Below are 16,609 nucleotides of genomic sequence, written 5' to 3' on the forward strand. Positions count from 1 at the left end.
GCACCCGCCATGAGCAAGATTGAAAGCCTCCAAGCCACCCCGCCCCCGCACGCTGGCGAGCCGCCTCACGGTATTTCATTTGGCGACGCCGTCCGGGTCTGGGCGCGCGTGGCAGCCCTAAGCTTTGGAGGTCCCGCCGGTCAGATCGCGGTCATGCACCGCATCATCGTCGAGGAGAAGCGCTGGATCGGCGAGAACCGCTTTCTTCAGGCGTTGAACTATTGCCACCTTCTGCCGGGGCCAGAGGCGCAGCAGCTCGCCATCTATATCGGCTGGCTTCTGCACAAGACAAAGGGCGGCTTGGTCGCAGGCATTCTGTTCGTAATTCCCGGTCTTATAGCCATCATGGCGCTGAGCTGGATCTACGCCATTTTCGGCAACGTTGGAGCGGTTCAGGCCCTGTTCTTCGGGCTGAAGGCAGCCGTGCTGGCGATCGTCGCCGAAGCCGTGCTCCGGATCGGCAGGCGCGCCCTGAAGAACAGCGTCCTGAGAGGACTGGCTGCGGCAGCCTTCGTGGCGCTGGCATTCTTCCACATCCCATTCCCGCTGGTCGTTTTTGCCGCCGCCATCATCGGCTACCTCGGCAATCGAGCCGGATGGGCGGCATTCGCGCCAGGCGGAAGCCACGCCAAGGTCGGCGGGAAACAGGTCGCCGATGCTGACACCGCCCTTGGCGAGGAAACGCCTGCGCACGCACGGCCCTCGATAGGATGGTCTCTCAAGGTCGCCGGGGTCTGCCTGTTGCTATGGCTCGCCCCTACACTGATTTTATGGGCAGTGTTCGGATCCGGAAACATCTTCACGGACATCGGCTTCTTTTTCTCGAAGACTGCCGTCGTGTCGTTCGGCGGCGCCTATGCGGTCCTCTCCTACATAGCGCAGCAGGCCGTCGACCACTACGGTTGGCTGAAACCCGGAGAAATGCTCGATGGCCTCGGCATGGCGGAAACGACGCCGGGACCGTTGATCATGGTCACCCAGTTCGTTGGCTTCATGGGCGCCTATCGCGCACCCGGTTCGCTCAATCCCTTGCTTGCCGCCACGCTCGGCGGATTGCTGACCACTTGGGTGACATTCGTCCCTTGCTTCCTTTGGATCTTTCTCGGTGCGCCGTTCATCGAAAGCCTGAGAAGCAACAAGGCATTGTCGGCAGCGCTTTCAGCCATCACCGCTGCCATTGTCGGGGTGATCCTGAACCTGGCGGTGTGGTTCGCGCTCCACGTTCTGTTTTCTCAAGCATACCCGATCCATGGGTTTGGGATCAGCTTCGACGCACCGGTCCTGAGTTCCCTGAACATCGCCTCCTTCGTGCTGACGCTCGGTGCGATGATCGCTGTGTTCCGTTTCAAGGTCGGTATGCTCACGGTGCTCGCCGCCTGCTCGATCCTCGGGCTCGTCTATGGCGCCGTCATGGGATGGGTCTAACGATCAAGGGCGGGAAAGCAGTCTCCTCGAACATCAGGAACGATTGAACCTCATGACATCGGCGCAAGGCATCCGCCCCGCCACATATCTGTTTGCGGCGCGGGCGTTACGCGACTTCAGCGACGGCTTCGTGGCAATCCTGTTGCCGGTCTATCTGCTCGCCCTGGGATTCTCGCCATTGCAGGTCGGCGTCATCGCCACGGCGTCCCTCTTCGGCTCGGCACTCCTGACGATCGTCATCGGCTTCCTTGGCACGCGCCACGATCTGCGCAGTCTCCTCTTGGCGGCCGCCACTCTGATGGTTGCGACCGGCATGCTCATGTCCATGGTAAGCGATTATGCGCTGCTGCTGGTGGTCGCGTTTGCCGGGACGATCAATCCTTCGGCCGGCAGTGTGAGCATCTTTGTCCCGATCGAGCATGCGGTGCTGGTCCGTGAAACGACCAATGTCGATCGGACGGGAATGTTTGCCCGCTACAGCTTGATCGGAGCACTTGCCAGTGCCGTCGGTGCGCTCGCCGCGGCCCTGCCCGACCTGATGATCCGCATAGGACTTGTGCAACTGACCGCCATCAAGCTGATGTTCGTCCTGTACGCCATCATCGGCATCCTGGGTGGGCTTCTGTACGCTCGCATACCGCCTCATCCTGCCCGTCATGAAGCCAGCGGATCGTCCGCACTTGGGCCCTCGCGGGGCATCGTGTTGAAACTCGCAGTGCTCTTCAGTCTCGACGCCTTTGCCGGCGGTTTCGCCGTTCAGTCGCTCCTTGCGTTATGGCTGTTCGAGCAATTCAGCCTGTCGCTCTCGCAAGCCGGGATATTTTTCTTCTGGTCGGGCGTGCTGTCGGCATTCTCATTTCCCGTCGCTGCATGGCTGTCGAAACGGGTCGGGCTCATCAACACCATGGTGTTCACCCATATTCCCTCCAGCATTGCCCTGGCGCTCGCTGCATTCGCGCCCACCTTGCCGCTGGCGCTGACCCTGCTTCTTATCCGGGCGGCACTCTCGCAAATGGACGTACCAACGCGCTCATCCTATGTGATGGCGGTCGTGACAGAGGCCGAACGCGCTGCAGCAGCGAGCTTCACGTCCGTGCCGCGAAGCCTTGCGGCGGCTGCAAGCCCCGCACTGGCGGGCGCTCTCTACGCCGCATCTCATCGCTCCTGGCCGCTGCTCATCTGTGCGGCGTTGAAGGTGACCTACGACCTGTTGCTGCTACTTCAGTTCCGACGACACAAGCCACCCGAAGAGTGCTGAGTTAGCAATGACGGAAAGACGGTCCAAGAACGAGCTATCGTGCCGGGACCGCTTTCGAGCATGCCAAGGTTCGCACCCTGAGGGCTCGCTCCGCCCTGTCGGCGATCGGGGTTACGCTCGGCGAGCCGGTAAAGGAATGAGGCGTTCGGGCGTCTAACCCGCGCCGTGAACCATCTGTCCACGGCGCGAGAACTTCAGTGGTAGAAAAGATATTTGATCAGCGCAGCGGCTGCGAGAGCGGCGAGGATGACCCCGAGGAGACCCACAAGGCCCATCCCCCAGACCATACCGATACCCATCATATCACTCATTTCCGACGTCTCCTTTCATTCAGCCGCCTCAAGTCTGTCTTTGTCCTCGTCAGCGGACGGACGGGAGAAGGATGCAGATGGTAGCCGCCTTCCCTTGACCAGACCGTAGACGGCTGGGATGACAATCAACGTCAGCAGCGTCGACGACACCATGCCGCCGATCATCGGTACGGCGATGCGCTGCATGATTTCCGAGCCGGTGCCCGTTCGCCAAAGAATCGGTACAAGCCCCGCCATTATGGCGACGACCGTCATCATCTTCGGTCTGACACGCTCGACGGCACCGACCATGATCGCCCTGTTGAGATCCAACCGGGTGAATGTACGCTCTTCCCTTTGGCAGGCTTCGCGCTGCTCCTTCATCGCGTGATCGAGGTAGATCAGCATGATCACACCGGTCTCAGCCGCCACACCTGCCAGAGCTATGAAGCCGACGGCAACCGCCACGGAAGCATTAAAGCCCATCCACCACATCAGCCAGATGCCGCCTACTAGCGCGAACGGCAGCGACAGCATGACGATCATTGTTTCGGTCAGAGCCTTGAAGTTCAGGTAGAGCAGCAGGAAGATCAGCGCCAGCGTCAGCGGCACAACGACCGCCAGTCGCGCTTCGGCGCGTTCGAGATATTCGAACTGGCCGCTCCAGGCGACGGAATAGCCGGGTGGCATCTGTAGCGATTTCGCTACTGCCTGCTGCGCTTCGGCGACATAGCCGCCGAGATCACGGCCCGCTATGTCGACATAGACATAGACTGCAAGCTGGCCATTTTCGGTTCGGATCGTCGTTGCCCCGCGGGTCAGCTTCACATCCGCGACCTCTCCGAGAGGAACAGTGCCGCCGCCGGGCAGAGAGATCTGAACGTCCCTGGCAATCGCCTGCGGATCGCTTCTGAGCGCTCTCGGGTAGCGCACCGCCACGCCATAGCGCTCGCGCCCTTCCACCGTTGACGTTACGACCTCTGAACCGAGCGCCATTCCGATGACGCTTTGCACGTCGTTGACCGTTAACCCATAGCGGCCGAGCGCAACGCGGTTTGGAACGATGTCGAGATAATATCCTCCGATCACCCGTTCGGCATATGCGCTTAATGTTCCCGGAATACCCTTCAGCACGCCCTCGATCTGGCGAGCGATCTTTTCCATTTCGCCGAGATCGGTGCCGTAGACCTTGACGCCGACAGGTGTTCGAATGCCCGTCGACAACATGTCGATGCGGCCGCGTATCGGCATCGTCCAGGCGTTGGACACCCCGGGGAATTGCAGCGCGGAATCCATCTCCTGCTTCAGGCTGTCGATCGTTACGCCCGGCCGCCATTCCGATTTCGGTTTCAGCGTGATGATTGTCTCGAACATCTCCGTCGGCGCGGGGTCTGTTGCCGTCAGGGCGCGACCCGCCTTGCCGAAGACGGTCTGAACTTCCGGGAAAGACTTGATGATGCGATCCTGCGTCTGCATCAGCTCGCCCGCCTTGGTGACCGAGATGCCGGGCAAGGTGGTCGGCATGTACATTAGCGTGCCCTCGTCAAGATTGGGCATGAACTCGCTGCCGATGTGCTGCGCCGGCCACAGGGTAACCGCCAAGATCGCCAAGGCCGCGACAATGGTCAGCGTCTTGGCTCGGAGGACGCCCGAGATGATTGGGCGGTAGATCCAGATCAGGATGCGGTTCACCGGGTTCTTCTGTTCGGGCACGATACGCCCACGGATGAAGAGCACCATCAGCGCCGGCACCAATGTCACCGACAGCAGCGCTGCCGCAGCCATAGAAAAGGTCTTGGTGAAGGCGAGTGGGCCGAACAGACGGCCTTCCTGCGATTCCAGCGTGAAGATCGGCAGGAACGACACTGTGATGATCAGGAGGCTGAAGAAGAGCGCCGGCCCGACTTCGCTTGCCGCCTCGACCAGGATTTCCACCCGCGGCTTGTCGGGCGGCGCACGTTCGAGATGCTTGTGGGCGTTCTCGATCATGACGATGGCCGCGTCGATCATCGCGCCGATGGCGATGGCGATGCCGCCGAGGCTCATGATGTTCGCGCCGAGGCCAAGCAGCCGCATGGCGATGAAGGCGATCAGGATGCCGACGGGCAGCATGATGATAGCGACCAAGGCGCTACGAACATGCAGAAGGAAAGCGATGGTCACGAGCGCCACAACGATGGATTCCTCGACCAAGGTGCCCTTGAGCGTCTCGATGGCGGCTTCGATCAGGGTCGAACGATCGTAGACCGGTACGATGTCCGTGCCGGCCGGAAGACTGCCCTTGATCTGCTCCATGCTCTTCTTGGCATTGTCGATGACGGTCAATGCATTTGCGCCGAAACGCTGCAGCACGATGCCGCCCGCCACTTCGCCCTCGCCGTTCAGCTCGGTGATACCACGCCGTTCGTCCGGGACGAGTTCCACCCTGGCGACGTCGCCAAGACGCAGCGGCACGCCATTCTGGCTCTTCAAGACAATGTTCTCGATATCGGGAATGCCCTTGAGATAGCCTCGTCCCCGCACCATGAACTCGAATTCTGACAGCTCGATCGTACGCCCGCCGACGTCGGTATTGCTGGCGCGAACCGCGTTGGCGAGATCGTTCAGCGACACACCCTGGGCCTTGAGGCGAGCAGGATCGACCACGATGGAATACTGCTTGACGAAGCCGCCGACGCTCGCGACCTCCGCCACGCCCTCGGACTTCGACACGCCAAACCGCACGACCCAGTCCTGCAGCGATCGCAATTCGGCAAGCGACAGCTCCTTGGCAACAAGCGCGTATTCGTAGACCCAGCCGACGCCCGTCGCATCAGGCCCAAGCGTGGGTGTGACGCCCTGTGGCAGGCGGCTTGAGGCCGCATTCAGATATTCCAGCACGCGGCTGCGCGCCCAATAGGGATCGGTACCGTCATCGAAGATCACGTAGACGAAGGACACGCCGAAGAAGGAGAAGCCACGCACGACCTTCGACTTCGGCACTGTCAGCATCGACGTCGTCAATGGGTAGGTAACCTGGTCTTCGACGACCTGCGGAGCCTGTCCGGGATACTCGGTGTAGACGATAACCTGGACGTCAGAGAGATCGGGAATGGCGTCGAGCGGCAACGAGCGCAGCGCGTAGATGCCACTCGCCACCGCGAGCGCGGCTCCGACAAATATCAGAACGAGGTTATGGGCGGACCAGGAGATGACGCGTGAGATCATGGCTTGGCCTCCTCAGTCATGGCGCTGAGCGCCGAATTGAGATTGCTCTCGGCATCGAGCAGGAAATTGGCGGAGACGACGACCTTGTCGCCGGCGGCGATACCGCGGCGAATTTCGGTAAGGTCGTCGCCGCGCACGCCAAGTTTGACGTCCTTCGGCTCGAACCGACCCTCACTCTTGTCGACGAAGACAACCTGGCGGTCTCCCGTGTCAATGATCGCGCTGTTGGGCACCGCGACCACCGGCCCTTGAATTCCGGCCTCGATCTCGACATCCGCGTACATGTTGGCCAGCAGCACGCCGTCCGGATTGGGAAGCTCGATGCGGACCCTGGTCGTACGCGTCTGCATGTTCACTTCCGGATAGACAAGATCGACCGTGCCTTCGAATGTCCTGCCGGGCAGACTGCGGATCTTGACCTCTGCCGGGGCGCCGATGCGCACCGACGCCAGGTCGTATTCCGGAACATCAGCGATTACCCAGACATTGGAGATATCGGCAATACGGAACAAGACATCACCGGGTTTTGCCATCATGCCGGCCGTTGCAACTCGCTCGAGGACAACGCCGTCGCGCGGCGACGTGTAGGTCATACTCGCCGGCACCTGACGTGTCTTGGAGATGGTGTCGATAACCTCTTGCGGGACGCCGAGGTTCCTCAGCCTAAGCGCAGGGCCGGCATCGTCGCTGCTGCGACTGGCGGCATATTCCGAAGCCACGGTGGCGATGTCCTTCGAGTAGAACCGGAAGAGCTTCTCTCCCTTGGCGATGCGATCCCCTGTCGTGACACTGGCGACGTCATCGAGGAATGAATCCGTTCGCATCGAGATGATGCTGACGCGGCGTTCGTCGAGGACGATTGTGCCAGGGATCTGCACCTTACGGCCGACGCCTGCCATTCCGGCAATGACCGTCTTCACGCCTGTGCGTTGCAGCTTGCCGAGCGAAACCTTGACGGTGGAGGAGTTGGCTTGTTCTCCTTCATAGACAGCAATGTAGTCCATCCCCATCGAGTCCTTCTTCGGCACCTTCGACGTGTCGGGAAGCCCCATCGGATTGCGATAATAAAGAATGCGGCCCTTGTGGGAGGGAACGGGAAGCGCGGCATCGGTCGTCTTCGTCGACGAGGAGGCATTCTCCTTGTCGTCGAAGCTCACATCTTCACTGGCACGCACTGAAACGAATGGGCGACCGTCGTTCGCATCTCTCGGGACAGACGAGAACTGCGGAAGGCCATCCGGATGACGGTAATAGATGATCGCGCCCGCGGGCGCGGCCTTCTGTGCAATAGGCGTGGCAAACGCCTTCTCGACCGGGCCGATGCCGACAATGGAGCCCAGGTTGTTCGTGCCAGCCCAATAGCCTCCCCCGCCGAGCAATACGGCGAGGAAGAGCGTGGCTGCCACACGCGATGGCAAGTTCAAGGGGTTGCCTTCAGGACGATTTCGCCCTGCACGGTATCCGGTTCACCCTGCACCTTGGCGGCAAGCTTGAAGCGCCAGCCACCAGCCATCGTGAAGTCGGTCTTGAAAGCGTAGACGCCCGGCTCCGTCGAAGATGAGGTCTCGACAGGGGTGGTCATCATCTCCATGCCTTCGGGGGCCATGTCCATGCGGGTCGTGAAGATGACGGCGTCGGGAACGGGCTTGCCTGTCCGCTTGTCAACGAGGCGGACAAGGAATAGCGATCCTTGGCCTTGCTTGACATTGGGCGAAACCGGTTGGAACTCGTAGTCCCGCGAACTTGCGAGGGATACGGTCGCGGAGCCGGCAACCAGAATCCCGGCGAGGAGCATCGCTCCTCCGGAAAGAGAAAGCTTGGTCATGATTAAGATCTCATCGGGACGGATCTTCGCGATCACGTCCTTGGGTCAATGTTGATTGCCTGCGGGTTTGTGCGAACACGTTCAAGCGTCCGGCAAACGCCGCGGCATGCTTCAGTATTGAGCTATTGAGATCAGGCTTTGGGAGGACGGGCCGGAGGCTCGAGAAGAGCCGATGTCAGTTGTGCTGCAGGCAAAAGGTCGTAGCGATGTGATTGCCAGACTTCTGAGAGTGACAACGAACCGTTATGCGAAGTGTCTGCGGAAAAGGATGTCGTGCACAACAGAGCCAGGAGACAGCCTTTGAAGCAATCGGGCTTGAGGGGTTGCTTCTGCGGGCAACATGGCATCTCCTCTGCCATATTCATGCCGGGCGCCATGGCGTTGCTCATCGCAGCCATCGTGTTTGGAGCGGGTAAAGCCATTGCGCTGCCTGCGAGCCCAATGCTCATCGGCCCGATGAGGACCGCGAGCATGGCAACGCACAGGAACAGACGACGGATGGTCCACGCGAGCTTCATTCTTAGAGCTTTGCCACGCCGCATGGCGATTTGGAAGTGCTTCACGGAGATGTGTTGGGACCGCCCTACCGCGGTGAAAGCCGTTAATCAACCTCTGCCGCCGGCGGAGTTGATCGCAAGCGTTTGACCCTTGGGAACCGACACTCCACTCAATCGACCGAGCTTTTCGACGAGGGCGACAAATGCCAGCTCTTAGACGGATTCGAGCCGCGAACACCGCAATTACCCAATGCCGTTTGCCGTAGATCACTGCAGCGTCAAATGTGAAAGTCATGAAAGGGCGCTTCCCCATCGCTATTCTCGTTAGGACATCACGCTTTTGAAAAGGGCGCGGCGTCGTGATGGGTGCACAGTATCAGAACTTCTCAAGTATTTTTTTCGATTAACTCGCGTTATCTTCAAACAAAATAGAATATACATTAAATACAACGTCATCAATAAAGTGATAAATCTGTATACATCGCCATTGTAAATGCCGTATAGCATCGTAAAGTCATATTATTATTTGATATCTTCCGATTTACTTCACTGAACAATTGAAAGACTGGCAACAATAGGCTGGTCACCTCTTTTAATCGCAAATTGGGAATCCTGCCATAAGCGCAGCACTGAAGCCCTTGACGGAATGTTATCGATAACATAGCCTCCGTCATCGAAGCTTTGGGAGGAGCGGAATGGACAACGGAAAGCTGCTCGAATTTTCCGACATCACCAAGGAATTTGGCGGAACGCGCGCGCTGTCGAACGTATCGCTCGACTTGCAGCGTGGCGAAATCCTGGCATTGCTCGGAGAGAATGGCGCCGGCAAATCGACACTCATCAAGACCTTGGCCGGGATCTACAAGCCGGATGGCGGGCAGATCCTGTTCCGCGGCAAACCCTATCATCACCGCCCGCCGCAACCCAACCAGCGTCAGCCGGTCGCCTTCATCCATCAGGATCTCGGGCTGATCGAGTGGATGACCGTGGGTGAAAATGTCGGGCTTGCGCAAGGCTATTCCCTGCGCGGCCGGTTGATCGACTGGCGCGCGACTGAGCGGCGCACCGCAGAAGCCCTCAAACTGGTCGGCTGCGACTTCGATCCATCGACCCGCGTCCAGGAACTTACCCGCACCGAAAAATCGCTTGTTGCGATCGCCCGCGCACTCGCCGTCGAGGCGGACGTTCTGGTCCTTGACGAGCCGACCGCCAGCCTACCCGCCGACGAAGTCGAGAAGCTGTTTGCTGCCATTCGTCCGCTGAAAGAGCGCGGCGTCGCCATGATCTATGTCTCGCATCGGTTAGACGAGATCTTTCGCATAGCCGACCGTGTCGCGGTTCTGCGTGACGGCCAGTTGGTAGGCCAGAAGCCTGTTTCCGAGACAACGCCCGATGAGCTCATCCGCATGATCGTCGGACGCAAGGCCGATCAGCTGTTCGTCAAGGCTGAGAAAAGCGTGGGGCCTGCGATCGTGTCGGTGAGGGAGCTTTCCTGCCGCAGCGCCGGACCGGTGTCGTTCGATATCCGCCAGGGCGAATTGCTCGGTCTTGTCGGCTTGCGGGGCGCCGGCCAGGAACTGATCGGGCGCGCCTTGTTCGGCTGCGAGCCGTCGCAGGGAAGCGTGCGGTTGAATGGGGCCGAGCCTGACCTTTCCAGCACGGTTGCAGCGATGACCTCCGGGATCGGGCTGATCGCCAGAGACCGGACCGAAGAGTCCGTCGCCATGTCGCTCAGCCTGCGCGAAAATACCTTCCTCAATCCAGGCGCGTCAGGGCGCAGCCTGTTCTCCTTCCTGTCGCCGCGCCGGGAAGCGGAAATGGCCTATTCCCTCGGCAGCCGGGTCGGTCTCAGGCCGAATGACCAGAGTCTTGCCATCGAGGCGCTGTCGGGCGGCAATCAGCAGAAGGTCGTTGTGGGACGCTGGCTGGCGACAGGCCGCAAATTGCTGATCGCCGAAGACCCGACCGCCGGGGTCGACGTCGGTGCCAAGGCCGACATCTATCGGCTTATCGCCGAGGCCGTTGAAGCGGGCCTCGCCGTCCTCGTCGTCTCCACCGATTTCGAGGAAATCGCCCATATCTGCCATCGTGCCCTCGTGTTTTCGCGCGGAAGGATCGTGCGCGAGCTCGCGGGCGCCGACCTGACAACACCGGCGGTCATCGCCGCCGCATCTGCATCCGAAGCGGCCTGAACCGGAGAGGAACACCATGCAATCGATCGAATCCAACGCGCTCGAGCCGACCCGCGCCGAGCTTGCGACCATGAGCTTCGGCCAGAAGATCCAGCGCCTGCTGCCGGTCTATGGCCTCGTCATCCTGACCGTCTTCCTGATCCTGCTGTTTTCCATTCTGCTGCCGCAGACGTTCCCGACAATGCTCAACCTGCGTTCGATCATTTCGGACAAGACGATCATCGCCATCCTGTCGCTGGCGGCGATGATCCCGATGGCCGCCGGCCGCATCGATCTGACGATCGGCTATGGCATCGTGCTCTGGCATGTGCTTGCGATCAGCCTGCAGACGATGTTCGGGCTGCCCTGGCCTATCGCCGTGCTGATCGTGATCGCCCTAGGCGCGCTGACCGGCTTCCTGAACGGCCTTCTGGTGGAGATCGCCAAGATCGACAGCTTCATCGCAACACTTGGCACCGGCACGGTCCTTTATGCGATCGCACTCTGGCATACTGGCGGCCGTCAGGTGGTCGGCATGCTGCCGCAAGGGTTTTACGCGCTGAATGGCACGATGGTCTTCGGCCTACCGATCACCGGCATCTATGTTCTGGCACTTGCCTTCGTCATGTGGATTGTCCTCGAATATCTGCCGATCGGCCGTTACATCTATGCGATCGGCGCCAACCCGAAGGCTGCGGCCCTGAACGGCATCCCCGTCCGCCGCTTCGTCATCGGCGCCTTCGTCACTTCGGGCACGCTTGCTGCCATCGCCGGCGTCCTGCTCGCCTCCAAGCTGCGCATCGGCCAGGCAAGCGTCGGACTTGAATATCTCCTGCCCGCATTGGTGGGCGCCTTCCTCGGATCGACCACCATCAAGCCGGGCCGCGTCAACGTGTGGGGCACGATGATCGGCGTCATCATCCTCGCCGTCGGTATTGCCGGCATCCAGCAGTTCGGCGGCTCCTTCTATGTCGAGCCTCTGTTCAACGGCGTCACTTTGCTGGTCGCCATCGGCATTGCCGGCTATGCGCAGCGCCGCCGCAGCCATGCCGGGCGCATGGCGCCGGCCCAGGCATCGCAACTCTCCGCCAAACCGGCGGAGAAGTGACAATCATCTCAGTTCAAATGTCCAAGGGAGGAGAAGACATGAACCGTAGACAATTCCTGCAAGCCACGACGGCAGTGCTGGTGCTGTGTGCCAGCCAGGCCTATGCCGATCCGATGGCGGATGCAAAGGCCGTCGCCGACAAATATGCGACGCCGGTCACCAAATGGGACGGCCCGACGACCGGCCCGAAGGCGCAGGCCGGCAAGACCATCGTCGTCCTGGCGGGCGACCTCAAGAATGGCGGCATTCTCGGCGTCAGCAACGGTGTCGAGGAAGCGGCAAAGGCGATCGGCTGGCAGGTGAAGGTTCTCGATGGTGCGGGCTCCATCGGCGGACGCACGGCCGCCTTCGGCCAGGCCATGGCGCTGCAGCCAGCCGGCATCATCATCGACGGCTTCGATGCCGTCGAGCAGGGGCCTGCGCTGGAGCAGGCAAAAGCCGCCAAGATCCCATTGGTCGCCTGGCATGCCGGCCCGGTCATCGGTCCCGATGACAAGAATGGCCTCTTCGCCAACGTCAGCACCGACGCCATGGAAGTCTCCAAAGCGGCTGCCGACTGGGCATTCGTCGATGCCAAGGGCAAGCCGGGCGTCATCATCTTCACCGACTCTACCTATGCGATCGCCATCGCCAAGGCCGACAAGATGAAGCAGGAGATCGAACGGCTTGGCGGCAAGGTGCTCGAATATGTCGATACCCCGATCGCCGAGACATCACAGCGCATGCCGCAGCTAACCACCTCGCTCCTGCAGAAATATGGTGACAGCTGGACGCATTCGCTTGCGATCAACGACCTCTATTTCGACTTCATGGGGCCTTCGCTTGCCTCCGCCGGCAAGGGCGGCACCGATGCGCCGATCAATGTTGCCGCCGGCGACGGTTCACAGTCGGCCTATGAACGCATTCGCGCTGGCCAATATCAGAAGGTGACGGTTGCCGAGCCACTCAATCTCCAGGGCTGGCAGCTGGTCGACGAACTCAATCGTGCTTTCGCCGGCGAGAAATGGTCCGGCTATCTGTCGCCGCTGCATGTTGTAACGTCCGACAACATCCAGTCCGACGGCGGCCCGAAAAACACGTTCGATCCGGACAACGGCTACAGAGATCAGTATAAGAAGATCTGGAGCAAGTAATCCCGGTAATGGGAAATGGCGCGGCTTGCAGGCCGCGCCATTTCGCTCAGCTTATACTGACAGCCGCCGGCTGCTTTCGCGCGCGATCAGCTGCGGTGAAATCTTAACGTCGGCGACCGCCTGCGTATCGTCCAGAATATCGAGGATCAATTGCGCGGTCCGCTCGCCGATTTCCCGCGCGAAAGCGTTGATCGTCGTTAGAGTCGGCACGCAGACCTCGCCGATTTCATAATTGCCAAAGCCGCCAATGGAAAAGCGCTCAGGCACGGAAATTCCGAGCCGGCGACATTCCGTCAGTGCACCGTAGGCAGCAAGATCCGAGACACAGACGACAGCCTCCGTATCCGGATAGAGTTCGATCAGCTTCGCCATGGCGTCGGCGCCTTCCCGCATCGAAATCGGCGGCGATCCCGCCGCGATCAGCCTGGATGCATCGAGGCCATGCGCTTGCATTGCCGCGACAAAGCCTAATCTGCGCTCGCTACCACGCGAATCCCGCTCGACATCGCCGCCGATGAAGGCGATGCGCCGACAGCCGAGCGCGACGAAATGATCGACCATATCCCGCATGACGGCCCTGTTGGAAAAGCCGACATAATGGCCGATCGGATCGGCCGGGATGTCCCAGGTCTCTATGACGGGAATGGCCACGGTCTGCAAAAGCCGGCGTGCGCGCTCCGTGTGCACACCGCCAGTCACGACGATCGCCTGGGGCTTCCGGCGGAGCAATTGCTCGATCAACCGCTCCTCTTCTTCGACGTTGTAGTTGGTATAGCCAAGCAGGATCTGCATGTCCCGTCTGGACAAGGTATCTGAGAGGCCACCGACCGTATCGGCGAAGTTCGCATTGTTGATGGAAGGGATGGTGACTGCGACAAAGCCGGACTTTTGCGAACGCAGGTTGGAAGCCGTGCTGTCGAAGACATACCCAAGCTCTTCCGCAGTTCTGAGGATAGCTTCGCGGGTCTCCGGGCTGACCAGAGTGTCGGCCTTGAACGCGCGCGACACCGTCATTGGAGAAACCCCCATGACGCGGGCTATATCTGCCATAATAGGCTTTTTTCGATCGTTACTCATTAATGGCCTATGTTATCGTTACCATCAGAGTAATATGCCTCTCCCCTGAATGACAAGAGGCACTGCCGGGTGTCGCGTTAAACGAGCACGGAGCCTTTACGGCTCCGTGCCGGAAAACATCGTAAGAAACATCCTATAACTGGAACTCATGTGCGAGCGTCACATGATGGTGGATGCGCCCCTCGAAAAAGCGCGACAGCACCGCTTCCGTCGCAGCCCGTGCCTCCGTCCGCACCGGGCTTGCGAGAGCTTTTTCCACGGCGGCCATGTCCGGATAATTGACCGCTAAGATCATCGGGAATTCAGGTGCGCCTTCGTCGCGGGCCTCGGCAAAGGTAACCCGTACGTCGAGAGCGCCGGGAAACTGCTTCCATTTCGGCAGAATGGTTTCCATGACCGCCGTTCGAAACGCCTCTGCCTGCCCGTCCCTGACCTTGCCTTCGAATAATGCGTATCGGGTAATCATCCGGCGATCTCCTTGTTCGGCCCTTTGAAGAATTCCATCAATGCCGCCTGATCTTCACCGCCGAGCCCGGAAGCCGTCAGCATGCGGTGGATCTCGGCGCAGACCGCCGTCAACGGCATTGCGGTATTGGTACGGCGGGCGAGATCCTGAGCCCCGTTCAGATCCTTGACCATGTTGTCGATCCGGCCGGTCCGGCGATAATCCTTGGTCACGTAGCGCGGCATATATTCCTGCAGAATGGCGCTATCGGCCCTCCCACCCTTCAGCGCCTGCGGGATCTTGGCGGCGTCAACGCCGGCATCGAGCGCCAGTTGCGTTGCTTCGGCGACCGCGAGGAAGTTCAATGCGCAGAGAACCTGATTGATGAGCTTCGTGGTCTGGCCCGCACCGACGGGGCCCATATGCGTGTAGTTCGATGCCACATGGCGCAGGACCTGATGTGCATCCAAGACATCTTGTTCGCCGCCGCCGGCCATCAGGGTCAATTGCCCGATCAGGGCCTTCGGCGCGCCGCCGGAAAGCGGGCTGTCCACCCAGCGCAGTCCCTTCTCTGCCGCTTCCGCGGCCAGCCCCTTGGTCGCGTCAGGATCGATCGACGACATGTCGATGATCAGCGTACCCGACCTTGCGCCTGCAGCAACGCCTTCTGGTCCGAATATCGCGGCATGGACAATCCGAGGCGAATTGAGACTCAGGATGACGGCATCGGAAACGGCGGCCGCGGCGGCCGCACTGACAGCTGCCGTGGCACCTTTTGCGGTGAGTGCGGCCAGTTTATCCTTGTCGAGGTCGAAAACCGTCAGCTGATTGCCGGTCTCGACCAGCCGGGTGCCGATCGCTCCACCCATTGCACCGGCGCCGATCAGCGCCACCTTGTTGCTCATGATTGCGTCTCCTCCAAACTTTCGATGATGGCCGCAACGACGGCATCCAGCGACCGATCAATATCGACGATGATTGCCTGTTCGTCAGCGCCGGGCGGCTCAAGCGCGGCAAATTGACTGTCGAGCAACGCGGGCGGCATGAAATGGTCCACCCTTGTCTGCAAACGTCTCAGGATAGTTTCCCTCGCGCCGGCGAGATGAATGAAGGAAACCGGCGCGCCGACGACGTCGCGGATCCGGTCGCGATAGCTGCGCTTCAACGCCGAACATCCAATCAGCATCGTATCATCCGCCAAAGCCAGGCATTGACCGATCTTGTCGAGCCAGGGCCACCGATCGGTATCGGTCAGCGGAATGCCGGCGCTCATCTTGGCGACATTGGCCGCAGGATGAAGATCATCTCCGTCGACATAGGTGCCGCCAAGACGTGCCGCGAGCGCCGTGCCAACCGATGATTTGCCGCAGCCGCTGACACCCATGACGACGAAGCGACGCGGCACAGCGCCATCAGAGAGAGGCTGTGATGCCGCCGTCGACATAGAGCACATGACCGTTGACAAAGGAGGAGGCATCGGAGGCGAGGAAGATGCAGGCGCCGACCAATTCTTCGACCTGCCCCCAGCGGCCGGCCGGCGTACGCTTCTCGAGCCATGCCGAGAAATCGGCATCGGCAACGAGCGCTGCATTCAATGGTGTATCGAAATAGCCGGGCGCAATGGCGTTGCATTGCAGCCCGTATTTGGCCCAATCCGTCGCCATGCCCTTCGTCAGATTGCCGACAGCGCCCTTGGTTGCCGTATAGGGCGCGATCGAAGGCCTAGCCAACGCCGTCTGCACACTTGCAATGTTGATGATCTTGCCTGCCCCGCGCTTGATCATGTGGCGCGCAACGGCCTGGCCGACATTGAAGACGCTCGAAATGTTCGTCCGCAGCAGCCGTTCGAAGGCATCGGCGGGAAAGTCCTCGAGCGGCGCGCGAAATTGCATGCCGGCGTTGTTGACGAGAATATCGATCGCGCCCGTTTCAGCCTCGAAAGCATCGACGGCGCGCTGCGCGGCGTCATGATCGGTGGCGTCGAACGGCAGGACATATGCTTTGCCTTCAAGTCCTTCGGCCGCCCTGGCAAGCTTTGCCTCATCGCGGCCGTTGAGTATCAATTCCGCGCCCGCAGCCGCCAGTCCCCTGGCAAGCGCAAGCCCGATGCCCTGGGAAGAACCCGTCACCAGGGCGCGCCGCCCTTTCAGATCGAAAAGACCAAGAGACATCG

General features: G+C 60.5%; 14 protein-coding genes. 5 read left to right on the forward strand and 9 right to left on the reverse strand.

Features of this window, described 5'->3' with window-relative positions; genetic code table 11:
• Positions 1-9: 9 nt before the first annotated feature.
• Both chrA and GA0061102_RS02920 read left to right on the forward strand, forming a co-directional pair.
• On the forward strand, positions 10-1,425 hold the full coding sequence (gene chrA, locus GA0061102_RS02915; protein WP_092843906.1) for a chromate efflux transporter: 1,416 nt from the start codon (positions 10-12) through the stop codon (positions 1,423-1,425).
• Positions 1,426-1,477: 52 nt separating this feature from the next.
• Entirely contained in the window at positions 1,478-2,683 is a 1,206-nt protein-coding gene (locus GA0061102_RS02920) for an MFS transporter (protein WP_092843908.1), read from the forward strand.
• Positions 2,684-3,009: 326 nt separating this feature from the next.
• On the opposite strand, the gene GA0061102_RS02930 is transcribed toward GA0061102_RS02920, so the two are convergent.
• The 4 genes from GA0061102_RS02930 to GA0061102_RS02945 all read right to left on the reverse strand — a co-directional run bounded on the left by GA0061102_RS02930 (position 3,010) and on the right by GA0061102_RS02945 (position 8,523).
• Complete coding sequence (locus tag GA0061102_RS02930) at positions 3,010-6,180, reverse strand: efflux RND transporter permease subunit (RefSeq protein WP_092843912.1); 3,171 nt, start codon at positions 6,178-6,180, stop codon at positions 3,010-3,012.
• Entirely contained in the window at positions 6,177-7,604 is a 1,428-nt protein-coding gene (locus GA0061102_RS02935; protein ID WP_245297906.1) for an efflux RND transporter periplasmic adaptor subunit, read from the reverse strand. Before GA0061102_RS02935 ends, GA0061102_RS02930 begins: the two co-directional genes overlap by 4 nt.
• Positions 7,601-8,005: a FixH family protein gene (locus GA0061102_RS02940; RefSeq protein WP_425348508.1), complete on the reverse strand. Its 405-nt coding sequence runs from the start codon at positions 8,003-8,005 to the stop codon at positions 7,601-7,603. Before GA0061102_RS02940 ends, GA0061102_RS02935 begins: the two co-directional genes overlap by 4 nt.
• Before the next feature lie 131 nt (positions 8,006-8,136).
• Positions 8,137-8,523 carry a hypothetical protein gene (locus GA0061102_RS02945; protein ID WP_092843914.1) on the reverse strand — a complete coding sequence of 129 codons (387 nt, stop codon included), beginning with the start codon at positions 8,521-8,523 and terminating at the stop codon, positions 8,137-8,139.
• A 674-nt stretch (positions 8,524-9,197) separates the two neighbouring features.
• Here GA0061102_RS02945 and GA0061102_RS02950 point away from each other — a divergent pair.
• The 3 genes from GA0061102_RS02950 to GA0061102_RS02960 are packed head-to-tail and all read left to right on the forward strand — an operon-like array spanning position 9,198 to position 12,914.
• Positions 9,198-10,694, forward strand: a complete 1,497-nt coding sequence (locus tag GA0061102_RS02950; protein WP_092843916.1) for a sugar ABC transporter ATP-binding protein — start codon at positions 9,198-9,200, stop codon at positions 10,692-10,694.
• 16 nt (positions 10,695-10,710) lie between these two features.
• Positions 10,711-11,781, forward strand: a complete 1,071-nt coding sequence (locus GA0061102_RS02955) for an ABC transporter permease (RefSeq protein ID WP_092843918.1) — start codon at positions 10,711-10,713, stop codon at positions 11,779-11,781.
• 38 nt (positions 11,782-11,819) lie between these two features.
• A complete protein-coding gene (locus tag GA0061102_RS02960; RefSeq protein WP_092843920.1) occupies positions 11,820-12,914 on the forward strand; it encodes an ABC transporter substrate-binding protein in 1,095 nt (364 codons plus the stop codon).
• 51 nt (positions 12,915-12,965) lie between these two features.
• On the opposite strand, the gene GA0061102_RS02965 is transcribed toward GA0061102_RS02960, so the two are convergent.
• The 5 genes from GA0061102_RS02965 to GA0061102_RS02985 all read right to left on the reverse strand — a co-directional run bounded on the left by GA0061102_RS02965 (position 12,966) and on the right by GA0061102_RS02985 (position 16,607).
• On the reverse strand, positions 12,966-13,991 hold the full coding sequence (locus tag GA0061102_RS02965; protein ID WP_092843922.1) for a LacI family DNA-binding transcriptional regulator: 1,026 nt from the start codon (positions 13,989-13,991) through the stop codon (positions 12,966-12,968).
• Between the two features lie 133 nt (positions 13,992-14,124).
• Complete coding sequence (locus GA0061102_RS02970; RefSeq protein ID WP_092843924.1) at positions 14,125-14,457, reverse strand: hypothetical protein; 333 nt, start codon at positions 14,455-14,457, stop codon at positions 14,125-14,127.
• The gene (locus tag GA0061102_RS02975; RefSeq protein ID WP_092843926.1) at positions 14,454-15,341 is read right to left on the reverse strand and encodes an NAD(P)-dependent oxidoreductase; all 888 of its coding nucleotides are present in this window, start codon (positions 15,339-15,341) and stop codon (positions 14,454-14,456) included. The genes GA0061102_RS02970 and GA0061102_RS02975 overlap by 4 nt, the downstream gene beginning before the upstream one ends.
• Positions 15,338-15,880 carry a gluconokinase gene (locus GA0061102_RS02980; protein ID WP_092843928.1) on the reverse strand — a complete coding sequence of 181 codons (543 nt, stop codon included), beginning with the start codon at positions 15,878-15,880 and terminating at the stop codon, positions 15,338-15,340. The genes GA0061102_RS02975 and GA0061102_RS02980 overlap by 4 nt, the downstream gene beginning before the upstream one ends.
• Complete coding sequence (locus GA0061102_RS02985; protein ID WP_092843930.1) at positions 15,849-16,607, reverse strand: SDR family oxidoreductase; 759 nt, start codon at positions 16,605-16,607, stop codon at positions 15,849-15,851. Before GA0061102_RS02985 ends, GA0061102_RS02980 begins: the two co-directional genes overlap by 32 nt.
• Positions 16,608-16,609: the final 2 nt, after the last annotated feature.

It is taken from the genome of Martinezella miluonensis, assembly GCF_900094545.1.
Lineage (GTDB): Bacteria > Pseudomonadota > Alphaproteobacteria > Rhizobiales > Rhizobiaceae > Rhizobium > Rhizobium miluonense.